Source organism: Micromonospora wenchangensis, assembly GCF_002210435.1.
Lineage (GTDB): Bacteria > Actinomycetota > Actinomycetes > Mycobacteriales > Micromonosporaceae > Micromonospora > Micromonospora wenchangensis.
The window spans coordinates 57,382-80,614 of the sequence record NZ_MZMV01000001.1 but is presented as its reverse complement, the minus strand read 5'-3'; the positions used below and the strand labels follow the sequence as shown (position 1 = coordinate 80,614).

The window sequence follows — 23,233 nt, the reverse complement described above, 5'->3', positions numbered from 1 at the left end:
CGACCGTCACCCGTGGCCGTGGGCGACGTCGCCCGGTACGGCGTCGTCCCTCGGCCCGTCGGCACGGCCCGCCCGCCGGAGGGCTATCGTCGGCACGCGTGAAGGTATGGATTCCGCACCCCGCCGGGGTCGAGCTGCTCGGTCGCGTCCCGGCCGGTGTCACGGTACAGCCGTGGACCGACCCGGCGAATCCGCCAGGTGACCCGGCCGGCGTCCGGTTCTGGGTGCCGCCGTTCCTGGCCGGGGTGGACACCACGGCGATGCTGGACCGGCTGCCCGACCTGGCGGTGGTGCAGCTGCTCTCCGCCGGGGCGGACGCCTGGACGGGCCGGGTGCCCGCCGGGGTCACCCTCTGCGACGCCCGGGGGGTGCACGACGCCGGCACCGCCGAGTGGGTGGTCACCGCGATCCTCGCCCAGCTGCGCGGCTTCCCGGAGCTGGCCCGCGCGCAGGCCCGCCGGGAGTGGGCGTACGACCGGGTCGCGCCGACCGACGAGCTGACCGGCAAGCGGGTGCTGATCGTGGGGGCCGGGTCGATCGGCGCGGCGGTCCGGGCCCGGCTGGCTCCGTTCGACGTGACCTTCACCCTGGTCGCCCGGACCGCCCGGCCGGCCGAGGAGGTGCACGCGGTGACCGAGCTGCCGCGCCTGCTGCCGGAAGCCGACGTGGTGGTGCTGCTGGTGCCGCTGACCGACGCCACCCGGGGGCTGGTCGACGCCGCGTTCCTGGCCGCCATGCCGGACGGGGCGCTGCTGGTCAACGCCGCCCGGGGCCCGGTGGCGGACACGGCGGCGCTGGTCGCTGAGCTGACCTCGGGGCGGCTGCGGGCGGCGTTGGACGTGACCGACCCGGAGCCGCTGCCGGCCGACCATCCGCTCTGGGAGCTGCCGAACGTGCTGCTCACCCCGCACGTGGCCGGCTCGGTACGCGGGCTGCTGCCCCGGGCGTACCGCCTGGTGGGGGAGCAGGTGCGCCGGTTCGTGGCCGGGTCCCCGCTGGTCAACACGGTGGTCGACGGCTACTGACCCGGGGGCCTGCCGGTGGGGCTGCCCCGGCTCAGTGCGCCTCCGGCAGGGCCTGGCCGGTGACCGCGACCAGCCGGGGCAGGTCGACGCCCCGGACGGCGGGCAGTGGCAGTTGGTGCCCGTCGGTGAGCCGGACGACGGCCCGGCCGCGCTGGTCGGTGGCCAGCTCGACGACCTGCTCCCAGGGGATGCGCCGGCCTCCGGCCAGCGCCCGCAGCCGCAGCCCGCGCGGGTCGGCGTCGGTGCCGGAGCGCCAGGCCCAGACCGCGACGGTCAGCGGGACCAGCAGCACCGGCAGCAGGTACCACCGGGCGGCGGCCAGGGGCAGCGCGCCGATGGTGGCGATGACGGCCGCGACCAGGATGGCCTGGTTGTGCCGGAAGCGGATGGTGTCGGCGCGACTCACCCCCCGATGATTCCACCCGTGGCCGGGGCGGCACCGGGCGGGCGGTGGACCGGCCGCGACCGACACTGAGCGGTGACGTAGGTCACCGTCGAGGGACGTAACCGGGAGGGGGGTGCCTCGTTGAACCGATAACCCCCTGTCGCACCGCGCCGTGTCCCCCTCACGAAGGTGACCGCCGTGACCGTCACCCGCCCCCTCCGCCGCACACCGCCCGCACCCGTGGTGCTCACCCTGCTGGTCGCGCTCCTCGTCGCCGCCGGCCTGGTCGACGCCGTCCCGCCGCTGGCCGCCACCACGATGGCCGGCGCGGGCGGCTGTGCCGTGGCCGCCGCCCTGCTGTTCCGCCTCACCGCGAACGGCGGGCAGGACCGTCGTGCCCGGCGTCGCCGTCGGGCCGCCGTACTGCTCACCGTCGCGGTGACCGTGGTCGGGACGACCGTGGCGGTGCTGCCGCTGGTACCGGCGTTCCGCCGGGCCGAGGCCGCGGCGGCCGGGCTCGGCGTGGCCACCCTCGCCTACGCCGTCGGCCTGCTCCTGCTGTCCGGCCGCTCCCGGCTGACCCCCCGCGCCCGCTGGCGGCGCGGCGTCGACGTGCTCGGCCTCGGCGCTGCCCTGCTCTTCGCCGGCTGGGTGCTGGTCCCGCCCGGCCCGGTGCCCCCGGTGGTCCGGGTGGTCACCGTCGTGGGCGCGGCTGTCCTGGCCGGGCTGCTGGTGGGCGCGCTGGACCGGCACCGTCACCACCCCGGCGCGGCCCGGAGCCGGCTCGGTGTGGCGGCCGTCCTGCTCGGCCTGGCCGACCTGGTGGTGCTGCTGGCCTACCGGGCCCCCGCGGTGGCCCTGCTGACCGCGGTGCCGCTGCTGGTCGGCGGGGCGCTGCTGACGGCCTACGGGATGGCCCGGGCCGCGGCGGGCGACCCGACGGTCCCGGCCGGTCCGCCGCCGGCCTGGCCCCGGGTGACCGCACCGGCGGCGGTGGCGACAGTGGCGGCGGCCGGCCATCTGGCGTTCGTCGGTGGCTTCACCCCGACCGCCGTCCTGCTGGGGCTGGCGGTGATTCCGCCGCTGGTGGCCCGGGAACTCATCTCCGTCACCGACCAGCGGCGGTGGGCCGGGCGGTTGGCCGCCCGGGAGGCGTACTTCCGCACGCTGGTCGCCGGCGGTCGTGACCTGGTCCTCGTCCTCGACGACGGGTTACGGGTGCGCTGGCTCTCGGCGGCCGGCGAACGCTGGTTCGGGCCGCGCCAGCAGGCGGTGTGCGGGCGGCCGCTGGCCGACCTGCTGCATCCGGACGACGCGCCGGGCGTCCTGGCCCGGCTGGCCGGCCGGCCGGGCGACGCCGCTGCGCCCCTGCCTGGCGACGCCGCCGGGCCGTTGCTGGTGGCCCGGATGCGTACCGGTGACGGCGGCTGGCGGGAGACCGAGTCGACGGTGAGTGACCAGCGGACCGTGCCGGAGGTGGCCGCGGTGGTGCTGCACGTCCGCGACGTCGGCGACCGCCGCCGGTCGGAGCGCGAGCGGCACCTGGTCGCGGCCACCGACCCGCTCACCGGCCTGTCCACCCGCCGGGAGTTGCTGCGGGTGCTCGACGAGCGGGGCGGCACCCCCGGCGCGCTGCTCCTGGTGGACGTGCACGGCCTCGGCCCGGCCCAGGATGCTGCCGGCCCGGACCCGCTCCTGGCCGCCACCGCCCGCCGGCTGCGCGACGTGGTCGGCCCCCGGGACCTGGTCGCCCGGTTGTCCGGGGAGGAGTTCGCGGTGGTCACCGACGCCGGCCCGGTCCCGGCGTACGCGTTGGGCGAGCGGCTGCTGGCCGCGTTGACCGAGCCGTGCCCGGTGTCGACCGGGATGGCCCGGCTCCGGGTCGGCGTGGGCCTGACCGAGCTGGCCGCGACGTCGCCGCAGGACGCGGTGCGCCAGGCCGACCTGGCGCGCCGCCGGGCCGTCCAGCTCGGCCGCAACCGGGTCGAGTGGTACGACGCCTGCCTGGAGGAGGAGCTGGTCCGCCGGCTGGACCTGGAACGGGAGCTGCCCGGGGCGGCGGCCCGGGGCGAGCTGGATCTGGTCTACCAGCCGGTGCTGGCGCTGGCCGACCGGCGGCCGGCCGGCATCGAGGCGTTGCTGCGCTGGCGCAGCCCGGTGCTGGGCACCGTGCTGCCGGCCGAGTTCCTGCCGGTCGCCGAGGATCTCGGCCTGCTGGGGGAGCTGGGCCGGTGGGTGCTCGACCGGGCCTGCCGGCAGCTCGCCGACTGGTCGGCCGGGGGCCGGGAGCTGTGGCTGGCGGTCAACGTCACCCTCGCCGAGCTGCTGGCGCCGGATCTCGTGCCCCGGGTGGCGGCAGTGCTGGCCGGGCACGGCGTTCCGGCGGAGCGGCTGGTGCTGGAGATCGCCGAGTCGCGGCTCGGGGCCGACCTGCCCACGGTGGTGGCCCGGCTGGCCGGCCTGCGGTCGCTGGGGGTACGCACGGCGTTGGACAGCTTCCGGGCGGAGCACGCCTCCCTGGCCCAGCTGCGTCGGCTGCCGATCGACCTGTTGAAGGTGCAGCCCCGGCCGGTCGACCCGGACGAGGAGTCCCGCCCGTTGATCGACGTGGTGGTGGGTCTGGGGGAGCGGCTGGGGGTGACCGTGGTGATGGCCGAGTTGGAGTCGGAGCCGGACGTGGCGCGGGCCACCCGGGCCGGCTGCCGGTACGGGCAGGGGTTCGCGTTGGCGCGTCCGGCCACCGCCGAGCGGGTCGAGGCGTACTTCGCGGAGTTCCCGACGACGTCCCGCTGACCGCGGGGGCGGGTTCAGATGAACCGGTTCACCTCGCCCGGGGCGGCGCGGTGCTGCCCCGGGGCGTCAGGTGCGCGGTCTCGTCCTGGAGCCCGCGCACCGGTTCACCGGCGATGACGGCGAGCAACTGGCGGGCGGCGTGCGCGCCGTAGGCGGGGATGTCCCGGCCGAGCGCGGTCAGCGGCGGGTGCACCAGTTGGCAGAGCGGGGAGTCGTCCCAGGCCACGATGGACAGGTCGGTGGGGACGCCGAGGCCCATCTCCTGGGCCACGGCCAGCCCGGCGATCGCCATCACGTCGTTGTCGTAGATCACCGCGGTGGGGCGTCGGGCGGAGCTGAGCAGCCGCCGGGTGGCGCGCGCCCCCTCCTCGCCGGTGTAGTCCGACCACACGGTCGCCGCGTCGGTGAGCCCGAGCCGGCCGCACACCTCGGCGAAGGCGTCGGTACGGATCTCGGTGTGCAGCAGCGACGGCAGCCCGCCGATCCGGGCGATCTTGCGGTGGCCGAGGGCGACCAGGTACTCCACCGCCTCGGCGAGCGCCGCCGCGTCGTCCGACCAGACGTGGGCCAGCGTGCCGGTGTGCCTCGGCCCGCCGATCACCACGGCGGGTAGTTGCAGCTCCTCCAAGGCGGGCACCCGGATGTCGTCGGTCCGCAGGTCGCAGACGAGGACCCCGTCGACCCGCCGTTCGGCCCACCACCGGCGGTAGACCGCGATCTCCGCCTCCTGGTCGGCGACCACCTGGAGGGTCAGCGCGTACGACCGGGCGGAGAGTTCGGCCTCGACGCCGCTGATCAGCTCCATGAAGAACGGCTCGATGCCGAGTATCCGGGCCGGTCGGCACAGGGCCAGGCCGACGGCGTTGGCGGTGGCGCCGGAGAGCGCGCGGGCGGCGCTGCTCGGACTGAAACCGATCTCGGTGGCGATCGCCAGGATGCGTTGCCGGGTGGCTTCCGAGACGCCCGGCTGCCCGTTGAGCGCGTACGACACCGCGCCCTTGGACACTCCGGCGCGTCGGGCGACGTCGGCGATGGTCGGCCGCTTCACCGGCGTTTCCCTCCACTTCTCGCGGCCCGGGCAGGCCGTTCTCGGGCCGGGGTCGCCGGCGGTCCTCACGCTACCGGTGCCCGGTCGGGTCGTCGTCCCCGGCCGTGGCCGGTCCCGGCCGGAATGATCGGCCGGTTCGCTTGCTCGGTTGAGTGTGCCGGTCGTGCCGGGCGGGACGCTGGCGGCGCTATCCCTTCCACCTGCCGGAAGGCCCCACCCGGCACGTCTGTCGGGGGTGCCGGAGGACGCCCAGGTTACGGGCCGGGGGCGCTGTTAACCGGCCGTTGACAGTGTGCGGGGCGGCCCGTACGGTGGCCTCACTTATCCGGTTCAGTCGACGTTCCTCGATGTAAGGAGCGTTCCCACAGCGTGCGCGGAGGATGAGATGACACGGTCCTGGACCCGCTGGGCCCGCGCGGCGGCGGTCGGTGCCGTCAGCCTGACGCTGGTCGCGGCGTGCAGCGGCAGGAGCACCACCGACTCGGGCGGCACGGACGGCCAGGTCACCCTGAAGATCAATTTCTGGGGCGACTTCGGTCTCCAGGACCTCAAGACCCGCTACGAGGCCGACCACCCCAACATCAAGATCCAACTCAACTCGGGCGAGTACAACGCCCAGCACGAGGATCTCCAGAAGAAGCTCGTCGCCGGTTCCGGAGCGGCCGACATCGCCGCCATCGACGAGGGCTTCATGGTCCAGTTCCGCAGCCAGTCCGACAAGTTCGTCAACCTGCTCGACAAGGGCGCCGGCTCGTACGAGAGCAGGTACCTGCCGTGGAAGTGGAAGCAGTCGCTGTCGGCCGACGGCAGGACCCAGATCGGCCTCGGCACCGACGTCGGCGGCCTGGCCATGTGCTACCGCACCGACCTGTTCGCCGCCGCCGGGCTGCCCACCGACCGCGACCAGGTCTCCGCGCTCTGGCCCACCTGGGACAGGTTCATCCAGGTCGGCCAGGACTACACCGGCCGGACGAAGAAGAAGTTCCTCGACTCCGGCACCAACCTGTTCAACCCGATCCTGGGCCAGCAGCCGGTCGGCTTCTACGACGAGCAGGAACAGCTCCGGATGGAGCAGGGGCCGAAGGTCGCCTTCGACTACACGATCAGGGCGGTCCAGGCCGGTCTCTCGGCCAACCTGGCCAGCTTCCAGGCCGACTGGGACAAGGGCTTCACCGCCGGTTCGTTCGCCGTCCTCGCCTGCCCGGCGTGGATGCTCGGCCACATCAAGGACACCGCGCCCGGCACCCAGGGCAAGTGGGACATCGCCGCGGTGCCCGGTGGCGGCGGCAACTGGGGCGGCTCGTTCCTCACCATCCCCAAGCAGGGCAGGCACATCGACGAGGCGTACGAGCTGCTGGAGTGGCTGGTCCAGCCGGAGCAGCAGATCGAGATCTTCAAGAAGGTCGGCAACCTGCCCTCGCAGCCGGCGCTCTACGCCGACCCGGCGATCGCCGAGTTCAAGAACCCGTTCTTCCACGACGCGCCGGTCGGGCAGATCTTCCCGAAGATGGCGCAGGGGCTCACCCCGCAGTACCTGGGCAAGCGGAACGGCCCGACCCGGGTGGCCGTGGAGAACGTCATCAACCGGGTGCAGAACGGGACGCTGAAGCCGGACGCCGCCTGGGCCGAGGCGGTCAAGGAGGCGGAGAAGGCCCGCACCTCCTGACCGTCCGCCGCCCCGCTCCCGTACCGTCCCCGGCCCTGGAGGGTGCCCCGTGTCCACCACCCGTGCCGTGCCGCCGTCACCTCACCGCACCGGGCCGGAGCGCGACGCCTCCGGGGCCGGCGACCGGTCGCCCGGCTGGCGCGACCGGCTGTACCGGTTCGACCTGCGCTACCTGCCCTACCTGATGGTCGCGCCGTTCTTCCTGCTGTTCGGCGTCTTCGGGCTCTTCCCGCTGCTGTTCAACGGGGTGGTCGCGCTGCGCAACTACCGGCTCGACGACCCTACCCTGCCCTACTGGGCCGGCCTCGCGAACTTCACCCGGCTCGGCGGTGACGAGGACTTCTGGAACGCGCTCTACAACACGTTCGGCATCTTCCTGCTCTCCTCGGTGCCGCAACTGCTGCTGGCGCTGGTGGTCGCCTCGCTGCTCAACCGCAGGCTGCGGGCGCAGACCTGGTGGCGGGTCGGGGTGCTGCTGCCGTACGTCACCCCGATCGTGGCCTCGACGATGGTGTTCAGCGTCTTCTTCTCCCGCAGCTTCGGGATGGCGAACTGGCTGCTCGCCGAGGTGGGCATCGGCGGGACGGGCGACGCGGCGATCGACTGGCGGGCCGACAAGCCGCACGCCTGGATCGCCATCGCCACGATGGTCAACTGGAAGTGGATCGGCTACAACGCCCTGCTCTACCTGGCCGCCATGCAGTCCATCCCGCGTGACGTCTACGAGGCGTCGGCGATCGACGGGGCCGGGCCGTGGCGGCAGCTCTGGCGGATCACCGTGCCGATGATCCAGCCGGTCATCGTGTTCACGGTGGTGCTGTCCACCATCGGTGGGCTGCAACTGTTCACCGAGCCGATGCTGTTCGACCTCAACGCGCAGGCCGCCACCGGCGGGCCGAACGGCGAGTGGCAGACCATCGCCCAGCTCATCTACAAGGTCGGCTGGAAGGACCTCAACCTCGGCTACGCCGCCGCGATGTCCTGGGCGCTGTTCCTGATCATCCTGCTGGTGACCGGGCTCAACACCCTGCTCACCAACCGCCTGTCAGGGGGACGCCGGTGAGCGCGAGGAACGCAGCGCAGTCCCGCAGTCGGGAACGAAAGGGGACACCGGTGAGCGCGAGGAACGCGGTGCGCCGGCCGGCCCTGTCGGGTCGCGCGCCGCAGGACACCCCGGCCGGCCTCGGCACGTACCTGCTGCTGTCGTTGACCTTCCTGTTCGCCGCGTTCCCGCTGTACTGGATGTTCGTCATCGCCACCAGCGACGACGAGGCGCTGGCGAAGCTGCCCCCGGCGGTGGTGCCCGGCGACCAATTCCTGGTCAACGTGCGCGAGGTCTTCTCCCTCCAGGACGTCTACTTCGCCGCCTCCCTGGTCAACAGCGTCATCGTGTCGACCGTGGTGACCGCCTCGGTGCTGTTCTTCTGCTCGCTGGCCGGGTTCGCCTTCGCCAAGCTGCGGTTCCGGGGCAGCAACGCGCTGATGCTGCTCGTCGTGCTCACCCTCACCGTGCCCAACCAGCTCGGCATCGTCGCGCTCTACATCGTGATGGGCCGGCTCGGCTGGAACGGCACCCTGCTGGCGGTCATCGCGCCCGGCCTGGTCACCGCGTTCGGGGTGTTCTACATGCGGCAGTTCATCGTCAACAGCGTCCCCGACGAGCTGGTCGAGTCGGCCCGGGTCGACGGGGCGACCACCATGCGGATCTACCGCAGCATCGTGCTGCCGGCGATCCGCCCGGCCCTGGCGGTGCTGGGCCTGCTCACCTTCGTGGCCACCTGGAACGACTTCCAGTGGCCGCTGATCACGCTCAGCGGCACCGACTACCCGACCTCGATGGTGGCCGTCTCCGATCTGGCGAGCGGTAACTACGTCATCTACCGTCGGGTGCTCGCGGGGGCGTTCATCGCCACGGTCCCGCTGCTGGTGATGCTCTTCGTCGGCGGCCGGCAGATCGTCAGGGGAATCATGGAAGGCGCGGTGAAGTCGTGAACCGTCAGGCGTTGCACGAGGGATGGCAGTTGCGCGCGGTGTCCGGGCCGCAGGTGCCCGACGCCGTCGCCGGCCGGGCGGTGCCCGCCACCGTGCCGGGCTGCGTACACACCGACCTGCTCGCCGCCGGCCTGATCGACGACCCCTACCTCGACGCCAACGAGACGACGCTCGCCTGGATCGGCCGCACCGACTGGGAGTACGCGACCACGTTCGTCCACCGGCCCGGCGACGACGACCGGGTCGAGCTGGTCTGCGCCGGGCTGGACACGGTCGCCACGCTCACCCTCAACGGCGTCGAGGTCGGCCGCACCGCCAACATGCACCGGTCGTACCGGTTCGACGTTGCCCAAGCGCTGCGGCCGGGGGAGAACACCCTCGCCGTCCGGTTCGACTCGGCGTACCGGTACGCCGAGGAGCAGCGGGACCGGCTCGGCGACCGGCCGAACGCCTACCCGGAGCCGTTCCCGTTCATCCGCAAGATGGCCTGCAACTTCGGCTGGGACTGGGGGCCGACGCTGGTCACCGCCGGGATCTGGCAGGAGATCGGGCTGCACGCCTGGTCCACCGCCCGGCTCGACGTCGTCCGTCCACTGGTGACTGTCGTCGACGGCCGGGGCCGGGTGGAGCTGCACGTCGCGGTGGAGCGGGCGACTGACACGCCGCTGACCGTCCGCGCCGAGGTCGCCGGCGTGACCGGCGAGGCGACCGTCGCCGCCGGGCGGCGCACGGCCGCGCTGACGCTCACCGTCGCCGACCCCGAGCTGTGGTGGCCCCGGGGGTACGGCGCACAACCGCTGCACCCGCTGACGGTGACCCTGGCGACGGCCGACGGCCGCCCGCTGGACACCTGGTCGCAGCGGGTCGGGTTCCGCTCGGTACGCCTCGACACCACGCCCGACGCCCACGGCACCCCGTTCACCCTGCACGTCAACGACGTGCCGGTGCTGGTCCGGGGCGTCAACTGGATCCCCGACGACGCGTTCCCCACCCGGGTCACCCGCGACCGGCTGGCCCACCGGTTCACCCAGGCCGCCGACGCCAACGTCAACCTGCTGCGGGTCTGGGGCGGCGGCCGGTACGAGTCGGCCGACTTCTACTCCCTCGCCGACGAGCACGGCCTGCTGGTGCAGCAGGACTTCCTGTTCGCCTGCGCGGCGTACCCGGAGGAGGAGCCGTTCGGCACGGAGGTCGAGGCGGAGGCGCGGGAGCAGGTGACCCGGCTGGCGGGCCACCCGTCGCTGGTGCTGTGGACGGGCAACAACGAGAACATCTGGGGCTGGCACGACTGGGACTGGCAGGAGCCGCTGGCCGGCCGGAGTTGGGGGCGCAGGTTCTATCTCGACCTGCTGCCCCGGGTGGTGGGCGAGCTGGACCCGACCCGACCGTACTGGCCGGGCAGCCCGTGGTCCGGCAGTGAGGCGGTCCACCCCAACGACCCGGCGCACGGCACCACGCACATCTGGGACGTCTGGAACACCGACGACTACACGAAGTACCGCGAGTACGTCCCCCGGTTCGTCGCCGAGTTCGGCTACCAGGCGCCCCCGGCGTACGCGACGCTGCGCCGGGCGTTGTCCGACGATCCGCTCGCGCCCGACTCGCCGGGGATGGCCCACCACCAGAAGGCCGCCGACGGGGACGCGAAGCTGCGACGCGGCCTCGACGCGCACCTGCCCGCCCCGGCCGACTTCGACGACTGGCACTACCTGACCCAGCTCAACCAGGCCCGGGCCATCAAGCTGGGGGTGGAACACTTCCGGTCGCACCGGGACGTCTGCTCCGGCACCATCGTCTGGCAGCTCAACGACTGCTGGCCGGTCACCTCCTGGTCGGCGGTCGACGGCGACGGCCGCCGCAAACCCCTGTGGTACGCGCTGCGCCGGGCGTACGCCGACCGGCTGCTCACCGTCCAGCCCCGCGACGGTGGGCTGGCCCTGATCGCGGTGAACGAGACCGGCACCCCGTGGCGGGCCCCGCTGACGGTGACCCGGTCCACGCTGACCGGCGAGCCGAGGGCGAAGACCTCGTACCCGCTCGACGTGCCGGCGTACGCGACGGTGACGGTGCCGCTGCCGGCGGACCTGGCGGTGGCCGAGGAGGAACGCCGGGAGCTGCTGGTCGCCGAGGCCGGGGACACCGCCGAGCGGGCCCTGTGGTTCTTCGCCGAGGACCGGGACGCGCACTGGCCGGCGGCCCGCTACGGGGCGACGGTGGAGGCGGTCGACGGCGGGCAGCGGGTCCGGGTCACCGCGCGGACCGTGCTGCGGGACCTGACGCTGTTCCCGGACCGGCTCGACCCGGCCGCCGAGGTGGACACCGCGCTGGTCACCCTGCTGCCGGGGGAGTCGGTCACGTTCACGGTGCGTTCCGGCACCCCGCTGGACCCGGCGGCGTTGACCGGCCGGCCGGTGCTGCGCTGCGTCAACGACCTGGTCGACGACGCGGCCGGGGCCCCGACGGGCTGACCGACGGGCCGCCGCCCCGCGCCGGCTGTCAAGGGGCGGGCAGCCCCTTGACAGCCCCGGTGCGATCAGCGATGGTCGATGCGTTCCGGGTGCGGCGGCGCGCTCCTTCCCTCGCTCGAAGGGCAGCCGTGATGTCGTCCGCGTTCACCCGCCGGCACCTGTTCCGCCTCGGCGGGGCCACCCTCGTCGTCGCCGCCGGCACCGGTCTCGGCCTGCCCGCCCTGGCCGCCGGCACCGTCACCGTCGACCTGGTGGTCTACGGCGCGACCTCGGCCGGCATCATGGCCGCCGTGCAGATGCGCCGGCTCGGCGGCACCGCCGTGATCGTCGAGCCGGGCCGCCACGTCGGCGGGCTCACCACCGGCGGGCTCGGCTACACCGACAGCGGCACCAGCGCCGCCATCGGCGGCCTCGCCGGGGAGTTCTACCGCCGGGTGTACGCCCGCTACCAGGGCACCCCGGTCACCCCCGACTCGCCGATGCGGCTGGTCTTCGAGCCGCACGTGGCCGCCGGGATCTTCGACGACCTGCTCACCGAGCACGCGGTCCCGGTCTACCTGGACGCCCCGCTGGCCACGGTCGAGCGGGCCGGTGACCGGATCACCGGGCTGGTCACCGCGCACGGGCAGCTCTTCACCGGCCCGATGTTCGTCGACGCCACGTACGAGGGTGACCTGATGGCCGCCGCCGGGGTGTCGTACACCGTCGGCCGGGAGGCCAACACCGCGTACGGCGAGACCATCAACGGGGTGCAGTTGCGCGGGGAGCACCAGTTCACCCTGCCGGTCGACCCGTACGTGCTGCCGGGTGACCCGGCCAGCGGCCTGCTCCCCGGCATCTCCGCCGCCCCGGTCGCGCGCAACGGCACCGGCGACGACCGGATCCAGGCGTACAACTTCCGGATGTGTCTGACCCGGGCCGCCGACCGGGTCCCGTTCCCGCGGCCGGCCGGCTACGACCCGGCCGACTACGAACTGCTGCTGCGGTACGTGCAGGCCGGCTACACCGGGCCGTTCTTCACCACCCAGAGCGTCGGCGGCGGCAAGACCGACTCGAACAACACCGGGGCGTTCTCCACCGACTTCATCGCCGCGAACCACGCCTACCCGACGGCGAGCCGGGCGCAGCGGGACAGCCTGACCGCCGACCACCTCACGTACCAGCAGGGGCTGATGTGGTTCCTGGCCAACGACCCCCGGCTGCCGGCGTCGGTCCGGGCGGGCACCGCTGCCTGGGGCCTGGCCGCCGACGAGTTCACCGCCACCGGCAACTGGCCCCCGCAGCTCTACGTCCGCGAGGCCCGCCGGATGGTCTCGGCGTACGTGATGACCGAGCGGGACTGCCGGGGCACCGTCCGGGCCGCCGACTCGGTCGGGTTGGCCAGCTACACCATGGACTCGCACAACTGCCAGCGGGTGGTGGTGAACGGGCTGGTGAAGAACGAGGGCGACGTGCAGGTCGGGGTGCCCGGTCCGTACCCGGTCAGCTACCGGTCGGTCGTGCCCGCCGCCGGGCAGTGCGCCAACCTGTTCGTGCCGGTCTGCCTGTCGGCCACCCACATCGCGTACGGGTCGATCCGGATGGAACCGGTCTTCATGATCCTCGCCCAGTCGGCGGCGACGGCGGCGAAACTGGCACTCGACACGGGCGTGCCGGTGCAGCAGGTGGACGTGGCGGCCCTCCAGGCCCGGCTGCGGCGGGACGGGCAGATCCTGAGCTGGCCGCCCACCGTCGACGGCGAAATCGTGGCGGACAACCGGTCGGCCGGGGTCACCCGGGCCGGCGTCTGGGTGGGCAGCACCGCCATCGGCGGCTACTGGGGGTCGGACTACGAGCACGACGGCAACACCGGCAAGGGCGTCAACCGGCTGCGGTTCACCCCGTCCCTGCCGACGGCCGGGAGCTGGACGGTCCACCTGCGCTGGACGGCCGACCCGAACCGGGCCGGCAACGTCCCGGTCGACGTGGTGCACGGCGGCGGGGTGACCACCCGGGTGGTCGACCAGCGCACCTCGGGCGGGCAGTGGGTGTCGCTGGGGACGTACCAGTTCCCGGCGGGTACGGCCGGCAGCGTGCTGATCCGCACCGAGGGCACCGACGGGTACGTGGTCGCCGACGCGGCCCGCTTCGTCCCGGCCTGACCTCGCCACCGCTCCACGAACCGGGAGTCACGAACCACGCGACAGGTCAATTGAAGAATTTCGCAAGTGCTAAAGTGTTCATGACGTCGACGGAAGAAGGTCCCGGGTGTCGGTCCCGCTGTACCAGGCGAAAGCGGAGCTGTTCCGCACCCTCGGGCACCCGGTGCGCATCCGGGTGCTCGAACTGCTCCAGGACGGCCCGAAGCCGGTCCGCGACCTGCTCGCCGTCATCGAGGTCGAGCCGTCCAACCTCTCCCAGCAGCTCGCCGTGCTGCGCCGGGCCGGCATGGTCACCTCCTACCGGGACGGCCCGCTGGTGATGTACTCGCTGAGCACCCCCGACGTGGCCGACCTGCTGGCCGCCGGCCGACGCATCCTCGGCACCGTCCTCACCGACCGCGACGCCCTGCTCGACGAACTCCGCACCGCCCCCGACCCACCTGGTCCCGTCGCGGCGGGCGACCGGCCGCGCGCCCACGTCACGAACGGCCCGCCGGCCCGGCCGGGCCGGTGAGCGCCGCCGCCGTCGCCGACCGGGTCATCGGCCTGCTGCCCGACCGCGCCGACTGGCAGGCGGTACGCCGCTCACCCCGCCGGGACCTGGTCGCCGGACTGACCGTGGCCGTGGTGGCTCTGCCGCTCGCCCTCGCCTTCGGCGTCACCTCCGGGTTGGGCGGACAGGCCGGGCTGGTCACCGCCGTCGTCGCCGGTGCGGTGGCGGCGGTCTTCGGCGGTTCCCACCTCCAGGTCTCCGGCCCCACCGGGGCGATGACCGTGGTGCTGGTGCCGGTGGTGCAGCAGTTCGGCCCGACCGGGGTGCTGATGGTCGGCGCACTGGCCGGCCTGCTGCTGATCGCCCTCGCCCTGGCCCGCCTCGGCCGGTACGTCCGCTACCTGCCCACCCCCGTCATCGAGGGCTTCACCGCCGGCATCGCCGTGGTCATCGCCCTGCAACAGGTGCCCGCCGCGCTCGGCGTCACCGACGCGCACGGCGACCGGGTGTGGGCCGTCGCCGCCGACGCCGTCGCCCGGTTCGCCGTCCACCCCCGGCCGGTGGCGTTGGCGGTCGCGCTCGGGGTGGCGGCGCTGATGCTGCTCGGCGCACGCTTCCGGCCCGGCGTACCGTTCTCGCTGCTCGGGGTGGCCGCCGCCACCGTCCTCGCCGAGACCCTCCCGCTCGACCTGGTGCGGATCGGCGCGCTGCCGCAGGGGCTGCCCGCGCCGTCGCTGGGCTTCCTCGACCCCGGCGCGGTCGGCGTGCTGCTGCCGTCGGCGCTGGCGGTGGCCGCGCTCGCCGCGCTGGAGAGCCTGCTGTCGGCGACCGTCGCCGACGGGATGACCGTCGGGCAACGGCACGACCCGGACCGGGAACTGTTCGGTCAGGGCCTGGCCAACCTCGCCGCACCCGTGTTCGGCGGCATCCCGGCCACCGCCGCGATCGCCCGCACGGCCGTCAACGTCCGCGCCGGTGCGGCGTCGAAGCTGGCCGCGCTCACCCACGCGGTGGCGCTCGCCGCGATCGTGCTCGCCGCCGCCCCGCTGGTCGGCCGGATCCCGCTCGCCGCGCTCGCCGGGGTGCTGCTCGCCACCACGGTACGGATGATCGAGGCCGGCTCGCTGTGGGCGCTGGCCCGCGCCACCCGGGGCGACGCCCTGGTGCTGGTGCTCACCTTCGTCGTCACGGTCGCCTGGGACCTGGTCACCGCCGTCGCCGTCGGGGTCGCCGTGGCGGTGGTGATCGCGCTGCGCGCGGTGGCCCGCAGCGCCCGGCTGGAACAGGTTCCGCTCGACCGGGGCGAGCACAGCGCCGAGGAACACGCCCTGCTGGCCGAGCACATCGTGGCGTACCGGCTGGACGGGCCGCTGTTCTTCGCCGCCGCGCACACCTTCCTGCTGGAACTGTCCGAGGTGGCCGACGTCCGGGTGGTCATCCTGCGGATGTCCCGGGTGTCGGCGCTGGACGCCACCGGCGCGCACGTGCTCGGCGACGCCATCGGGCGGCTGCGCGGCCGGGGGATCACCGTGCTGCTCTCCGGCATCACCCCCGACCACGACCAGGTGCTTTCGACCCTGGGAGTGGCCGACGAGTTGCGCCGCGACGGGCTGGTCTTCCCCGGCACCCCGGCCGCCATCGCCCACGCCCGGGACCTGCTCCGTGGCCCCGTCCCCACCTGACGACCAGCCGGCGTGCGCCCGGCTGGCGGTTGATCGGCTCTTAGGGGCCGATGTAGCGGTGTCCCCGGGTAGGGATACCGCTACATCGCCGACGTGGAGTCGGTCAAATCGGCCTCACTGCTCTGACCGGCCGACGGGCTCATGGCGTTGCCGACGCCCCGGACGGCGGGTCGAGGTCCGGGCTGTCCTGGGACGAGATGGCGGTCGAGACGAGACTGGCGGCCACCGGCTCTACCGGCGCGACGTCGTCGGGCGTACGCAGTCGGGGCGGTGCGGGCATCCACGGCTTCAGGTTCTGGATGATCTGCTCGTAGAAGTCGTCGATCGCGTGCAGCACGGAGTCGATGAACGCGCCCCGGCCGGTGCCGCGTTTGGTGCCGGCCGGGGTGCTCTGGGCGACCCGGAAGGCACGCAGCTCGCGGGACGGATCGGCGATCAGCGTGGTGGGCTCCTCGCGTACCCGGCGCAGGAGATCGGTCGCACCGCCGCCCCGGGCGTGCATGGCGAACGCCTCGATCCGCACGGAGTCCGGTGCGTCCTTCAGCTGCCGGACCAGCCAGTTCACCCTCGTCGTCGGCCGACCGGAACGGGGCGCGTCCACGTCGACATGGCAGAGGATCTGCCCGGCTCGCAGGTCGGCCGTGACCTGGAGGGTGCCGACCGCGCCGGGAATCCTGATGCTGCCCGTCAGGCTTCCGGTGGTGACGAGTTGGCTCACCAGTGACTGGCTGCGACCGGCCGGATCGGCGAGATCCCGCCTGCTCAGCGCCGGGGTGACCTCGGTGCCCAACTGCCGGCCGAGACGCAGGCAGGCGTAGCGGATCAACGCGTCGAATCGGCCGGCCACCTCCGCAGCGCCACTGTCGTTGGCCCGTAGGGTCCCGGCGGACACCCCGTCGCGCACCGATACCCAGGCCGGTCCCATGTCGCTGAACTCCAGCGCGCCGGAGCGGGGATGCTCCAGATACCTGATCAGCTCACCGAGGACCCACGCCTGATCCGGGTCGGCGACGCCGCGATACTCCTTCTGGATCACCGCCTGAGTCAGGATTTCCGACCAGGGCAGGTGGTACAGGGCTACCTTGCGCAGCTTGCGACGGTCGACGACGGTCGGGTGCTGGCCCGGTACGGGCGCGATCTCGTTGGAGATCGTGACCAGGGCGTCGAAGCCCTGCTCCCGGGCGATGTCGAGGTACGCCTCCAACTGCTCGGTCCGCAGGGCGTTGCTGCCGGTCTTCACCTCGACGAGGGCGGTCCACTGGCGCTGCCCCCGGGTGACCCGGATCAGGCCGTCGGGGAAGAACTGCTGGGTGCCGAGCTTGAAGGGCACCTCGATGAACGTCTGCACCGTCCCGGCCGGCGCACCGAGGGAGTGGGTCAGCACACGCCCGAATTCCCGTACTGCGCTCATCACTGCCAGCAGGGCGGAGGTCGCCCGGCGTTCCTGTTCCTCTGCGCCGTTGATGCCTGAGGTGGGGATCAAACGGGCGGCGAGCCAGGTCTCCTCGGACATGCGATGACTCCTCGTGAAGGCGGTGGTACGAGAAGTTACTCGGCGAACCGGGGAGAAACCGGCGCGACTGTCGGCGCGAATGAACGGAAAGAGTTGTCCTGTTCGGAGGCTGGCCGACCCGGGCAGTCCGATCCGGCTTCCGGCAGGGGCGGTTGTCGTCGTCGGTTTGGTCCTTCATGGCTTTTCTATCCATTAACCGACTGCGGGTTGTCCTCCGGTGTGCAGCGGAAGTCAGCAAGCCGGACATGACGCTTCGGTGTGCGGCCGCGTTGGCCTGAGGGGATTCGGGATGAGAATTGAGGCTAGTGTCGGCGTGACTCAAGGGGGCGAGAGCGGCAATGGTTCCCCGTGGTCGCTGAAGGGAGGCCGGTCGAGGTGCGGTCCTACTATGTGCATGTCGGGCGAAGGCATGTGATCAATCTCGGTGTGGGCATCGACCGTTCCGTCTGGGGCTGGCGCTCCAGCGCGTTGGATGTTCGCGGCGGTGATGCCCGCAGGGTGGCACGGACGATGCGGATCGGTGACCAGTTGATCCTCGGCTGGTGGGGGCCGAACCCGAGGGCGGACATGTCTGCCTACCTTGCCGGTCGGTTGCGCCGTCTGGTCGTCACCCGGATTACCACTCCGCTGTACCAGGACTCCACACCGGTGTGGCCGGACGAGGGGGAGTCGTTTCCCGAGCGTGTCCAGTTGCGCGTGCTCGACATCGTCGAGGATGTCCCCGGGAACATGCTGGGTGAGTCGGCGATGGGTGCGCTGAGGAAGTCCGCCAACACGAACGGGGTGCCGGTCGAGGCATCCCCCGTCCCGCTGGCGGTGCTCTTCTCCGGCGAGGGAGATGCTGCGGAACCTGGTGATGACGAGGAGGGGCCCGACCGGGTCGACAGTGGTGAGGATCTCGACGTGTACTCCCTGGTGATACGACGGAAGGAACAGCGTCGACTACGCCGGCTGAAGTTCGGTGATTCTGCCGTTGTCCGGTGCGACCTCTGTGGACGGTACGCGTCGAGGCACCTCGTTGTCCTGGCGCATATCAAGCGGCGGGCGGACTCGAGTTATCACGAGAGGCTGGACAACGCCAATGTCATGGCCGCATGCCTGCTCGGCTGTGATGCGCTCTTCGAGTACGGGCACATCTACGTCGATGCCGAGGGTCGGATTCGACCGGGGAGGGCGTTCGGCACAGCGGCCGTCGAGCCGGTGAGCGCGTTGGACGGCAGAAGTTGCGCGGCGTTCGATGCTGCGTCGGCACCCTATTTCGCTGCGCACCGGGCCCGGTTCGGAGACGCCGCGCTTGTTGACCAGGGCTCCGGTTGGAAACTTGACTACGAGTTGGATAGCGACCACGGTGGTTCGATGCCCCATGATCGGGCACTGGCCGGCATCGGCGGTAACGCCGGTCGGTGAGCATCGTGGCGGCCCACAACCAGGCCGTACGGCGACGTCGGGAGATGTGATGGATGAAACCCCCAGGCGCGGTCCTGCGACGGTTGTGGAACTGACCGCGCAACTCCGGCGGTTCGCCGAGGACCGGGAGTGGCAACGGTTCCACACACCGAAGAATCTGGCGATGGCGCTGGCCGGTGAGGTGGGTGAGCTGCTCGCGGAACTGCAGTGGTTGACTCCCGACGAGGCGACCCTGGTGATGGCCGACGCGGAGCGGGGCGGTCGGGTACGGGCCGAGATCGGCGACGTCATGATCTATCTGACCCGGTTGGCCGATGTGCTCGGGATCGACCTGCTCGCCGCAGCGGATGACAAGCTGGTGGAGGTCGCCCGCCGGTATCCGGCCGACGAGGTACGGGGTTCTGCGGCCAAACGTACGTAGCCCCGGATCGATCTTCTGGGTAGGGTTCCGGGGTCGGAAAACGGTCCGTGTGATGGGCCACCGGCAATCCTGTGCTGCCCGGAGGCGCTCACTGTGTCGGCTTACCGTTCGTCTGCTGCTGGTCTGTTGCGTCTGGCCTCCGAGGGCGGATTGGTCGACGTCCTGGCCGAACGACTCAGGAGCAGCGGCCACGGGGTGGCTCCCGCCGAGAAGCGGGCGTGGTCGCGCAGCCTTCCGGTGCTGGCCCAGGACCTCGTCGACGCGGGCCTGCCCCAGGTCGAGGTGCTGGTGGAGTACCAGCTTCCGTTGACCAGCCGGCGGGTGGACGCGGTGCTGGCGGGTTCCGACCCGCGCACCGGGGACGACGCCTACCTTGTGGTGGAGCTGAAGCAGTGGAGCCACGCCACGGCCTACGAGGACTCCGACACCCTGGTGGCCGTCGAACACGCCCGTGGCCCACGGCTGCATCCCGGTGTCCAGGTCGCCGACTACTGCCGCTACCTCGGCGACTTCCTCGGCGTAGTGGGTCAAGAACCGGGACGGTTGAGCGGGGTCGCGTACCTGCACAACGCCGTGGACCGGGACGTGAGTGATCTGCTCGACCGACCGGCCACCGAGCAGAGCCGTGTCTTCACCGGCCAGCGTCGGGGTCGGTGGCTCGATTATCTGCGGGCCCGGTTGGCCGCCAGTTCGGGCGCGGACGCCGCCGACCGGTTCCTCGCCAGCACGGTACGCCCGAGCCGGCACCTGCTCGCCCACGCCGCGACCGAGCTGAAGGAACGCTCGCACTTCACCCTCCTCGACGAGCAGCACGTCGCGTACGAGTTGGTCATGCACGCGGTGGAGCGGGCCCGGACGGCGAACCACAAGCGGGCGGTGGTGGTGGCCGGCGGACCGGGCAGCGGCAAGAGCGTCATCGCCCTGTCGGTGCTCGGTGAACTGGCCCGACAGAACCGGTCGGTGCTGCACGCCACCGGTTCCCGGTCCTTCACGCAGACCCTGCGTCGTTACGCCGGTCGGGGGTCCACCCGGCTGCAGAGCCTGTTCAAGTACTTCAACAGCTTCATGGACGCCGGCACCAACGACATCGAGGTGCTGATCTGCGACGAGGCGCACCGGGTGCGGGAGACCTCGGTGAACCGGTACACGACGAAGGCCCGCCGGGAGCGGGCGCGCCCGCAGTTGGAGGAACTCGTCTCCGTCGCCCGGGTGCCGGTCTTCCTCCTCGACGAGCACCAGGTGGTCAAGCCCGGGGAACTGGGCAACGTCGAGGTAATTTCGGCGTTCGCCGAGAAACTGGGGCTGGAGGTCGACGTCGTCGCCCTGCACGACCAGTTCCGCTGCGGCGGCAGCGAGGCGTACGAGCAGTGGGTCCTGGACCTGCTCGGCCTCGACGGCGGCGAGCCGACGGTGTGGACCGGCGACGGTCGCTTCGACGTGCGGGTGGTCGATTCGCCGCAGGAGTTGGAGGGGTGGCTCGTCGACCGGCAGGCCGACGGTGGCACGGCCCGGATGTCGGCCGGTTACTGCTGGCCGTGGAGTGATCCGCGACCGGACGGCACCCTGGTGCCGGACGTGACGATCGGCGGCTGGGCCCGGCCGTGGAACGTCAAGAGCGACCGCAGCGTCGGCGACGCTCCGGGCAGCGCCTACTGGGCCACCGACCCGAACGGCATCGGCCAGGTCGGCTGCGTCTACACCGCGCAGGGCTTCGAGTACGACTGGTCGGGCGTCATCATCGGCCCGGACCTCGTCGCCAGGGACGGTCGGCTGGTGCCCCGGCGGGAGGAGTCGAGGGATCCCGCGTTCCGCAGCCGCAAGACGGTCAGCGACGAGGAGGCGGAGCGGCTCATCCGTAACACGTACAAGGTGCTGCTCACCCGGGGGATGCGCGGCACGGTGCTGTACGCGACGGACCCGGAGACCCGCGAATACCTGCGGGAGCTGGTCCGGGTCGAGCACCCGCCGGAGGTCCGTTTCGCGCGGGATGTCGGGTAGCGGCGGTCGCAGGGTGTCGCTAGGGTGACGGTCGGTTGAGCGGATCGACGGGCTTCCCGTGAGGGACATGCCCCCACCGCACGAGATTCTCGTGCCCGGGGGGCCTTGTGGCGTCGGCGTACCAGACCACACCTGCCCGGATCCTGGAGCTGGCCGACGCGGGGCGACTGGTCGACGAGGTCGGCGCGCATCTGGTCGCCGCCGGGTTCTCGGTGCAGGAGCCCGAGCGTGAGTCGTGGCGCAGGAGCCTGCCCGCACTCGCCCGGCACCTCTGCGCCCTGGGGTTCGGTCACCTCGACGCGTTGGTGGAGTACCAGCTTCCCCGCAGCAGTCACCGGGTCGATGTCATCCTGGCCGGGGCCGAGCCGATCACCCTGCGCCCTGCCTACCTGGTGCTCGAGTTGAAACAGTGGAGCGCGGCGGAACGGTACGATGATGAGGGCTGCCTGCTGCGGGGGTCGTGGACGTCGAAACCACTCCTGCACCCCTCGGTGCAGGTCGAGGCCTACTGCTCCTATCTGGTGGACCACCTCGAGCGGCTGCGGGAATGGCCGGAGGCGGTGCACGGCATGGCGTATCTGCACAACGCCACTGCCGGTAGCATCCCCGATCGACCGTCGCCCCGGACGTTCCGCAACATGCTCTACACGCCGGACCGCGCCGACCGTTTCCCGAGTTACCTGGCAGATAGGTTTGCCAAGCATCGGGACGGTCGGGCCGCCCACCGGCTCCTGACCAGTCCGGTACGGCAGAGCCCACGGCTGCTGGCGCTCGCGTCGGACGAGGTGGGCAACCGGGGGCACTTCATCCTGCTGGACGAGCAGCGTGCGGCGTACGAACTGGTCATGCGGGCGGTTCGCTGGGCCGACGAGGGCCGGCGCAAGCGGGTTGTGGTGGTTTCCGGTGGACCGGGCACCGGCAAGAGCGCCATCGCGCTCGATCTCTTCGCCGACCTGCTGGGGCAGGGGCGACAGGTCAATCACGCGACCGGCTCGAAGGCGTTCACCCGTACCCTGCAGCTCTACGCCCGCAAGCAACCGTTGACCCCGGCTCGGCGGTCGGACCGGCTCTTCAAGTACTTCATGCATTTCAGCGACTCCCGCCGGAACGGCCTCGACGTGCTCATCTGCGACGAGGCGCACCGCATCCGGGAGTACACGACACTGGGCAGACGATCGGGCAGCACACACGCCTCGGCGGGCGGGTCGTCCCCCCGCCCCCAGGTGGAGGAGTTGATCGACGCAGCGAAAGTGCCGGTGTTCCTCCTCGACGACCACCAGATCGTGCGGTCGGACGAGGTCGGCAGCGTCGCCGCGATCATGGAGACGGCCGAGCGTCTCGGTCTGGAGGTGGACCTGGTCACCCTGGGTGCCCAGTTCCGGTGCGGTGGAAGCCCACGCTACGAGCGGTGGGTGCGCTGCCTGCTGGGGTTGGACGACGCGGGCCCGTACCGGTGGACGGGGGACGAGAGCTTCCGGTTGGGGCTGGCCGGTTCTCCTGAGGAGATGGAGTCGATCCTCCGGTCGTGCAACGACCGGGGCGAGACGGCCAGGATCTCGGCGGGGTTCTGCTGGCCGTGGACGTTGCAGTCCCAGGGCGGCCGGCTGGCTTTGGACGTGCGCATCGACGGGTGGGCGCGTCCGTGGAACGCCTTCGAGGAGTATCCGCCACCCGGCATCCCGTCGAGTTCCTACTGGGCGACGGATCCGGGTGGCTTCCGCCAGATCGGCTGCGTCTATACCGCCCAGGGCTTCGAATACCACTGGTCAGGAGTGATTCTGGGGCCGGACCTGGTGGTGCGCGGCGGTCGGTTCATCACCCGTCCGGCTGAGTCCCGGGATCCCAAACTGGTTTCGAAGGACGGGCGGGTCAAGGCGCGGAATGCCGACAAGCTGATCCGCAACGCGTACAAGGTGTTGCTCACCCGGGGGTTGTACGGCACCCTGCTTTACTCGGTGGATCCGGAGACGCAGGAATTCCTGTCCCGGCTGATTCCCGCACCCCGTCGTCGTGGACGGGTGGTGGCGCCCGGAGTGGAGCGCACCGGCGCAGAGCGGAACAGGCGGGAGGCAGTGGGGTCGGAGGCGCCGCGGGCATCCACATCGGACGCGCCGTCTATGGGAGGCACTGGAATCCGGCGGCATGGACTGTCGGATTCCCGACCACAGAACTGAGCCGGCCACCGCACAGGCGAAACGAAT

General features: G+C 72.1%; 16 protein-coding genes. 13 read left to right on the top strand and 3 right to left on the bottom strand.

Translation table 11 applies throughout. The annotated features are described in order from the left end of the window. The first annotated feature begins 98 nt into the window (after positions 1-98). On the top strand, positions 99-1,025 hold the full coding sequence (locus B5D80_RS00295; protein ID WP_088641691.1) for a 2-hydroxyacid dehydrogenase: 927 nt from the start codon (positions 99-101) through the stop codon (positions 1,023-1,025). 31 nt (positions 1,026-1,056) lie between these two features. Here B5D80_RS00295 and B5D80_RS00290 read toward each other — a convergent pair whose 3' ends face one another. Continuing rightward, positions 1,057-1,431: a PH domain-containing protein gene (locus B5D80_RS00290; protein WP_088641690.1), complete on the bottom strand. Its 375-nt coding sequence runs from the start codon at positions 1,429-1,431 to the stop codon at positions 1,057-1,059. A 177-nt stretch (positions 1,432-1,608) separates the two neighbouring features. On the opposite strand from B5D80_RS00290, the gene B5D80_RS00285 reads away from it, so the two are divergent. After that, the gene (locus tag B5D80_RS00285) at positions 1,609-4,203 is read left to right on the top strand and encodes a putative bifunctional diguanylate cyclase/phosphodiesterase (protein WP_245854127.1); all 2,595 of its coding nucleotides are present in this window, start codon (positions 1,609-1,611) and stop codon (positions 4,201-4,203) included. Positions 4,204-4,231: 28 nt separating this feature from the next. Here the strand turns inward: B5D80_RS00285 and B5D80_RS00280 are convergent, their stop codons facing one another. After that, on the bottom strand, positions 4,232-5,251 hold the full coding sequence (locus B5D80_RS00280) for a LacI family DNA-binding transcriptional regulator (RefSeq protein ID WP_088641689.1): 1,020 nt from the start codon (positions 5,249-5,251) through the stop codon (positions 4,232-4,234). 385 nt (positions 5,252-5,636) lie between these two features. On the opposite strand from B5D80_RS00280, the gene B5D80_RS00275 reads away from it, so the two are divergent. From B5D80_RS00275 to B5D80_RS00245, 7 genes are all read left to right on the top strand, one after another. Then, entirely contained in the window at positions 5,637-6,917 is a 1,281-nt protein-coding gene (locus tag B5D80_RS00275; protein ID WP_088641688.1) for an ABC transporter substrate-binding protein, read from the top strand. 49 nt (positions 6,918-6,966) lie between these two features. After that, positions 6,967-7,980 carry a carbohydrate ABC transporter permease gene (locus tag B5D80_RS00270; RefSeq protein WP_088641687.1) on the top strand — a complete coding sequence of 338 codons (1,014 nt, stop codon included), beginning with the start codon at positions 6,967-6,969 and terminating at the stop codon, positions 7,978-7,980. 68 nt (positions 7,981-8,048) lie between these two features. Next, a complete protein-coding gene (locus B5D80_RS00265) occupies positions 8,049-8,909 on the top strand; it encodes a carbohydrate ABC transporter permease (RefSeq protein WP_088641686.1) in 861 nt (286 codons plus the stop codon). Continuing rightward, a complete protein-coding gene (locus B5D80_RS00260; RefSeq protein WP_088641685.1) occupies positions 8,906-11,377 on the top strand; it encodes a glycoside hydrolase family 2 protein in 2,472 nt (823 codons plus the stop codon). The genes B5D80_RS00265 and B5D80_RS00260 overlap by 4 nt, the downstream gene beginning before the upstream one ends. Before the next feature lie 131 nt (positions 11,378-11,508). Then, complete coding sequence (locus B5D80_RS00255; RefSeq protein WP_088641684.1) at positions 11,509-13,518, top strand: FAD-dependent oxidoreductase; 2,010 nt, start codon at positions 11,509-11,511, stop codon at positions 13,516-13,518. A 106-nt stretch (positions 13,519-13,624) separates the two neighbouring features. Continuing rightward, positions 13,625-14,032: an ArsR/SmtB family transcription factor gene (locus tag B5D80_RS00250; protein ID WP_245854125.1), complete on the top strand. Its 408-nt coding sequence runs from the start codon at positions 13,625-13,627 to the stop codon at positions 14,030-14,032. Continuing rightward, entirely contained in the window at positions 14,029-15,693 is a 1,665-nt protein-coding gene (locus tag B5D80_RS00245) for a SulP family inorganic anion transporter (protein WP_088641683.1), read from the top strand. The genes B5D80_RS00250 and B5D80_RS00245 overlap by 4 nt, the downstream gene beginning before the upstream one ends. Positions 15,694-15,832: 139 nt before the next feature. On the opposite strand, the gene B5D80_RS00240 is transcribed toward B5D80_RS00245, so the two are convergent. Continuing rightward, on the bottom strand, positions 15,833-17,206 hold the full coding sequence (locus B5D80_RS00240) for a stress response protein (RefSeq protein WP_088641682.1): 1,374 nt from the start codon (positions 17,204-17,206) through the stop codon (positions 15,833-15,835). 510 nt (positions 17,207-17,716) lie between these two features. Between B5D80_RS00240 and B5D80_RS00235 the strand changes: the two genes are divergently transcribed. The 4 genes from B5D80_RS00235 to B5D80_RS00220 all read left to right on the top strand — a co-directional run bounded on the left by B5D80_RS00235 (position 17,717) and on the right by B5D80_RS00220 (position 23,206). After that, positions 17,717-18,613, top strand: coding sequence for a hypothetical protein (locus B5D80_RS00235; protein WP_144081524.1), 897 nt, complete (start codon positions 17,717-17,719; stop codon positions 18,611-18,613). A 49-nt stretch (positions 18,614-18,662) separates the two neighbouring features. Further along, a complete protein-coding gene (locus B5D80_RS00230; RefSeq protein WP_088641680.1) occupies positions 18,663-19,034 on the top strand; it encodes a nucleotide pyrophosphohydrolase in 372 nt (123 codons plus the stop codon). A gap of 126 nt (positions 19,035-19,160) precedes the next feature. Beyond that, positions 19,161-21,032, top strand: coding sequence for a DUF2075 domain-containing protein (locus tag B5D80_RS00225; RefSeq protein WP_245854124.1), 1,872 nt, complete (start codon positions 19,161-19,163; stop codon positions 21,030-21,032). A 107-nt stretch (positions 21,033-21,139) separates the two neighbouring features. Beyond that, positions 21,140-23,206, top strand: coding sequence for a DUF2075 domain-containing protein (locus tag B5D80_RS00220; RefSeq protein WP_088641678.1), 2,067 nt, complete (start codon positions 21,140-21,142; stop codon positions 23,204-23,206). Positions 23,207-23,233: the final 27 nt, after the last annotated feature.

Excerpts from the sequence above, each read along its gene's own strand:
- B5D80_RS00230 (WP_088641680.1), top strand. The coding sequence starts at position 18,663 with ATGGATGAAACCCCCAGGCGCGGTCCTGCGACGGTTGTGGAACTGACC.
- B5D80_RS00235 (WP_144081524.1), top strand. The coding sequence starts at position 17,717 with ATGCGGATCGGTGACCAGTTGATCCTCGGCTGGTGGGGGCCGAACCCG.
- B5D80_RS00275 (WP_088641688.1), top strand. The coding sequence starts at position 5,637 with ATGACACGGTCCTGGACCCGCTGGGCCCGCGCGGCGGCGGTCGGTGCC.
- B5D80_RS00240 (WP_088641682.1), bottom strand. The coding sequence starts at position 17,206 with ATGTCCGAGGAGACCTGGCTCGCCGCCCGTTTGATCCCCACCTCAGGC.
- B5D80_RS00255 (WP_088641684.1), top strand. The coding sequence starts at position 11,509 with ATGTCGTCCGCGTTCACCCGCCGGCACCTGTTCCGCCTCGGCGGGGCC.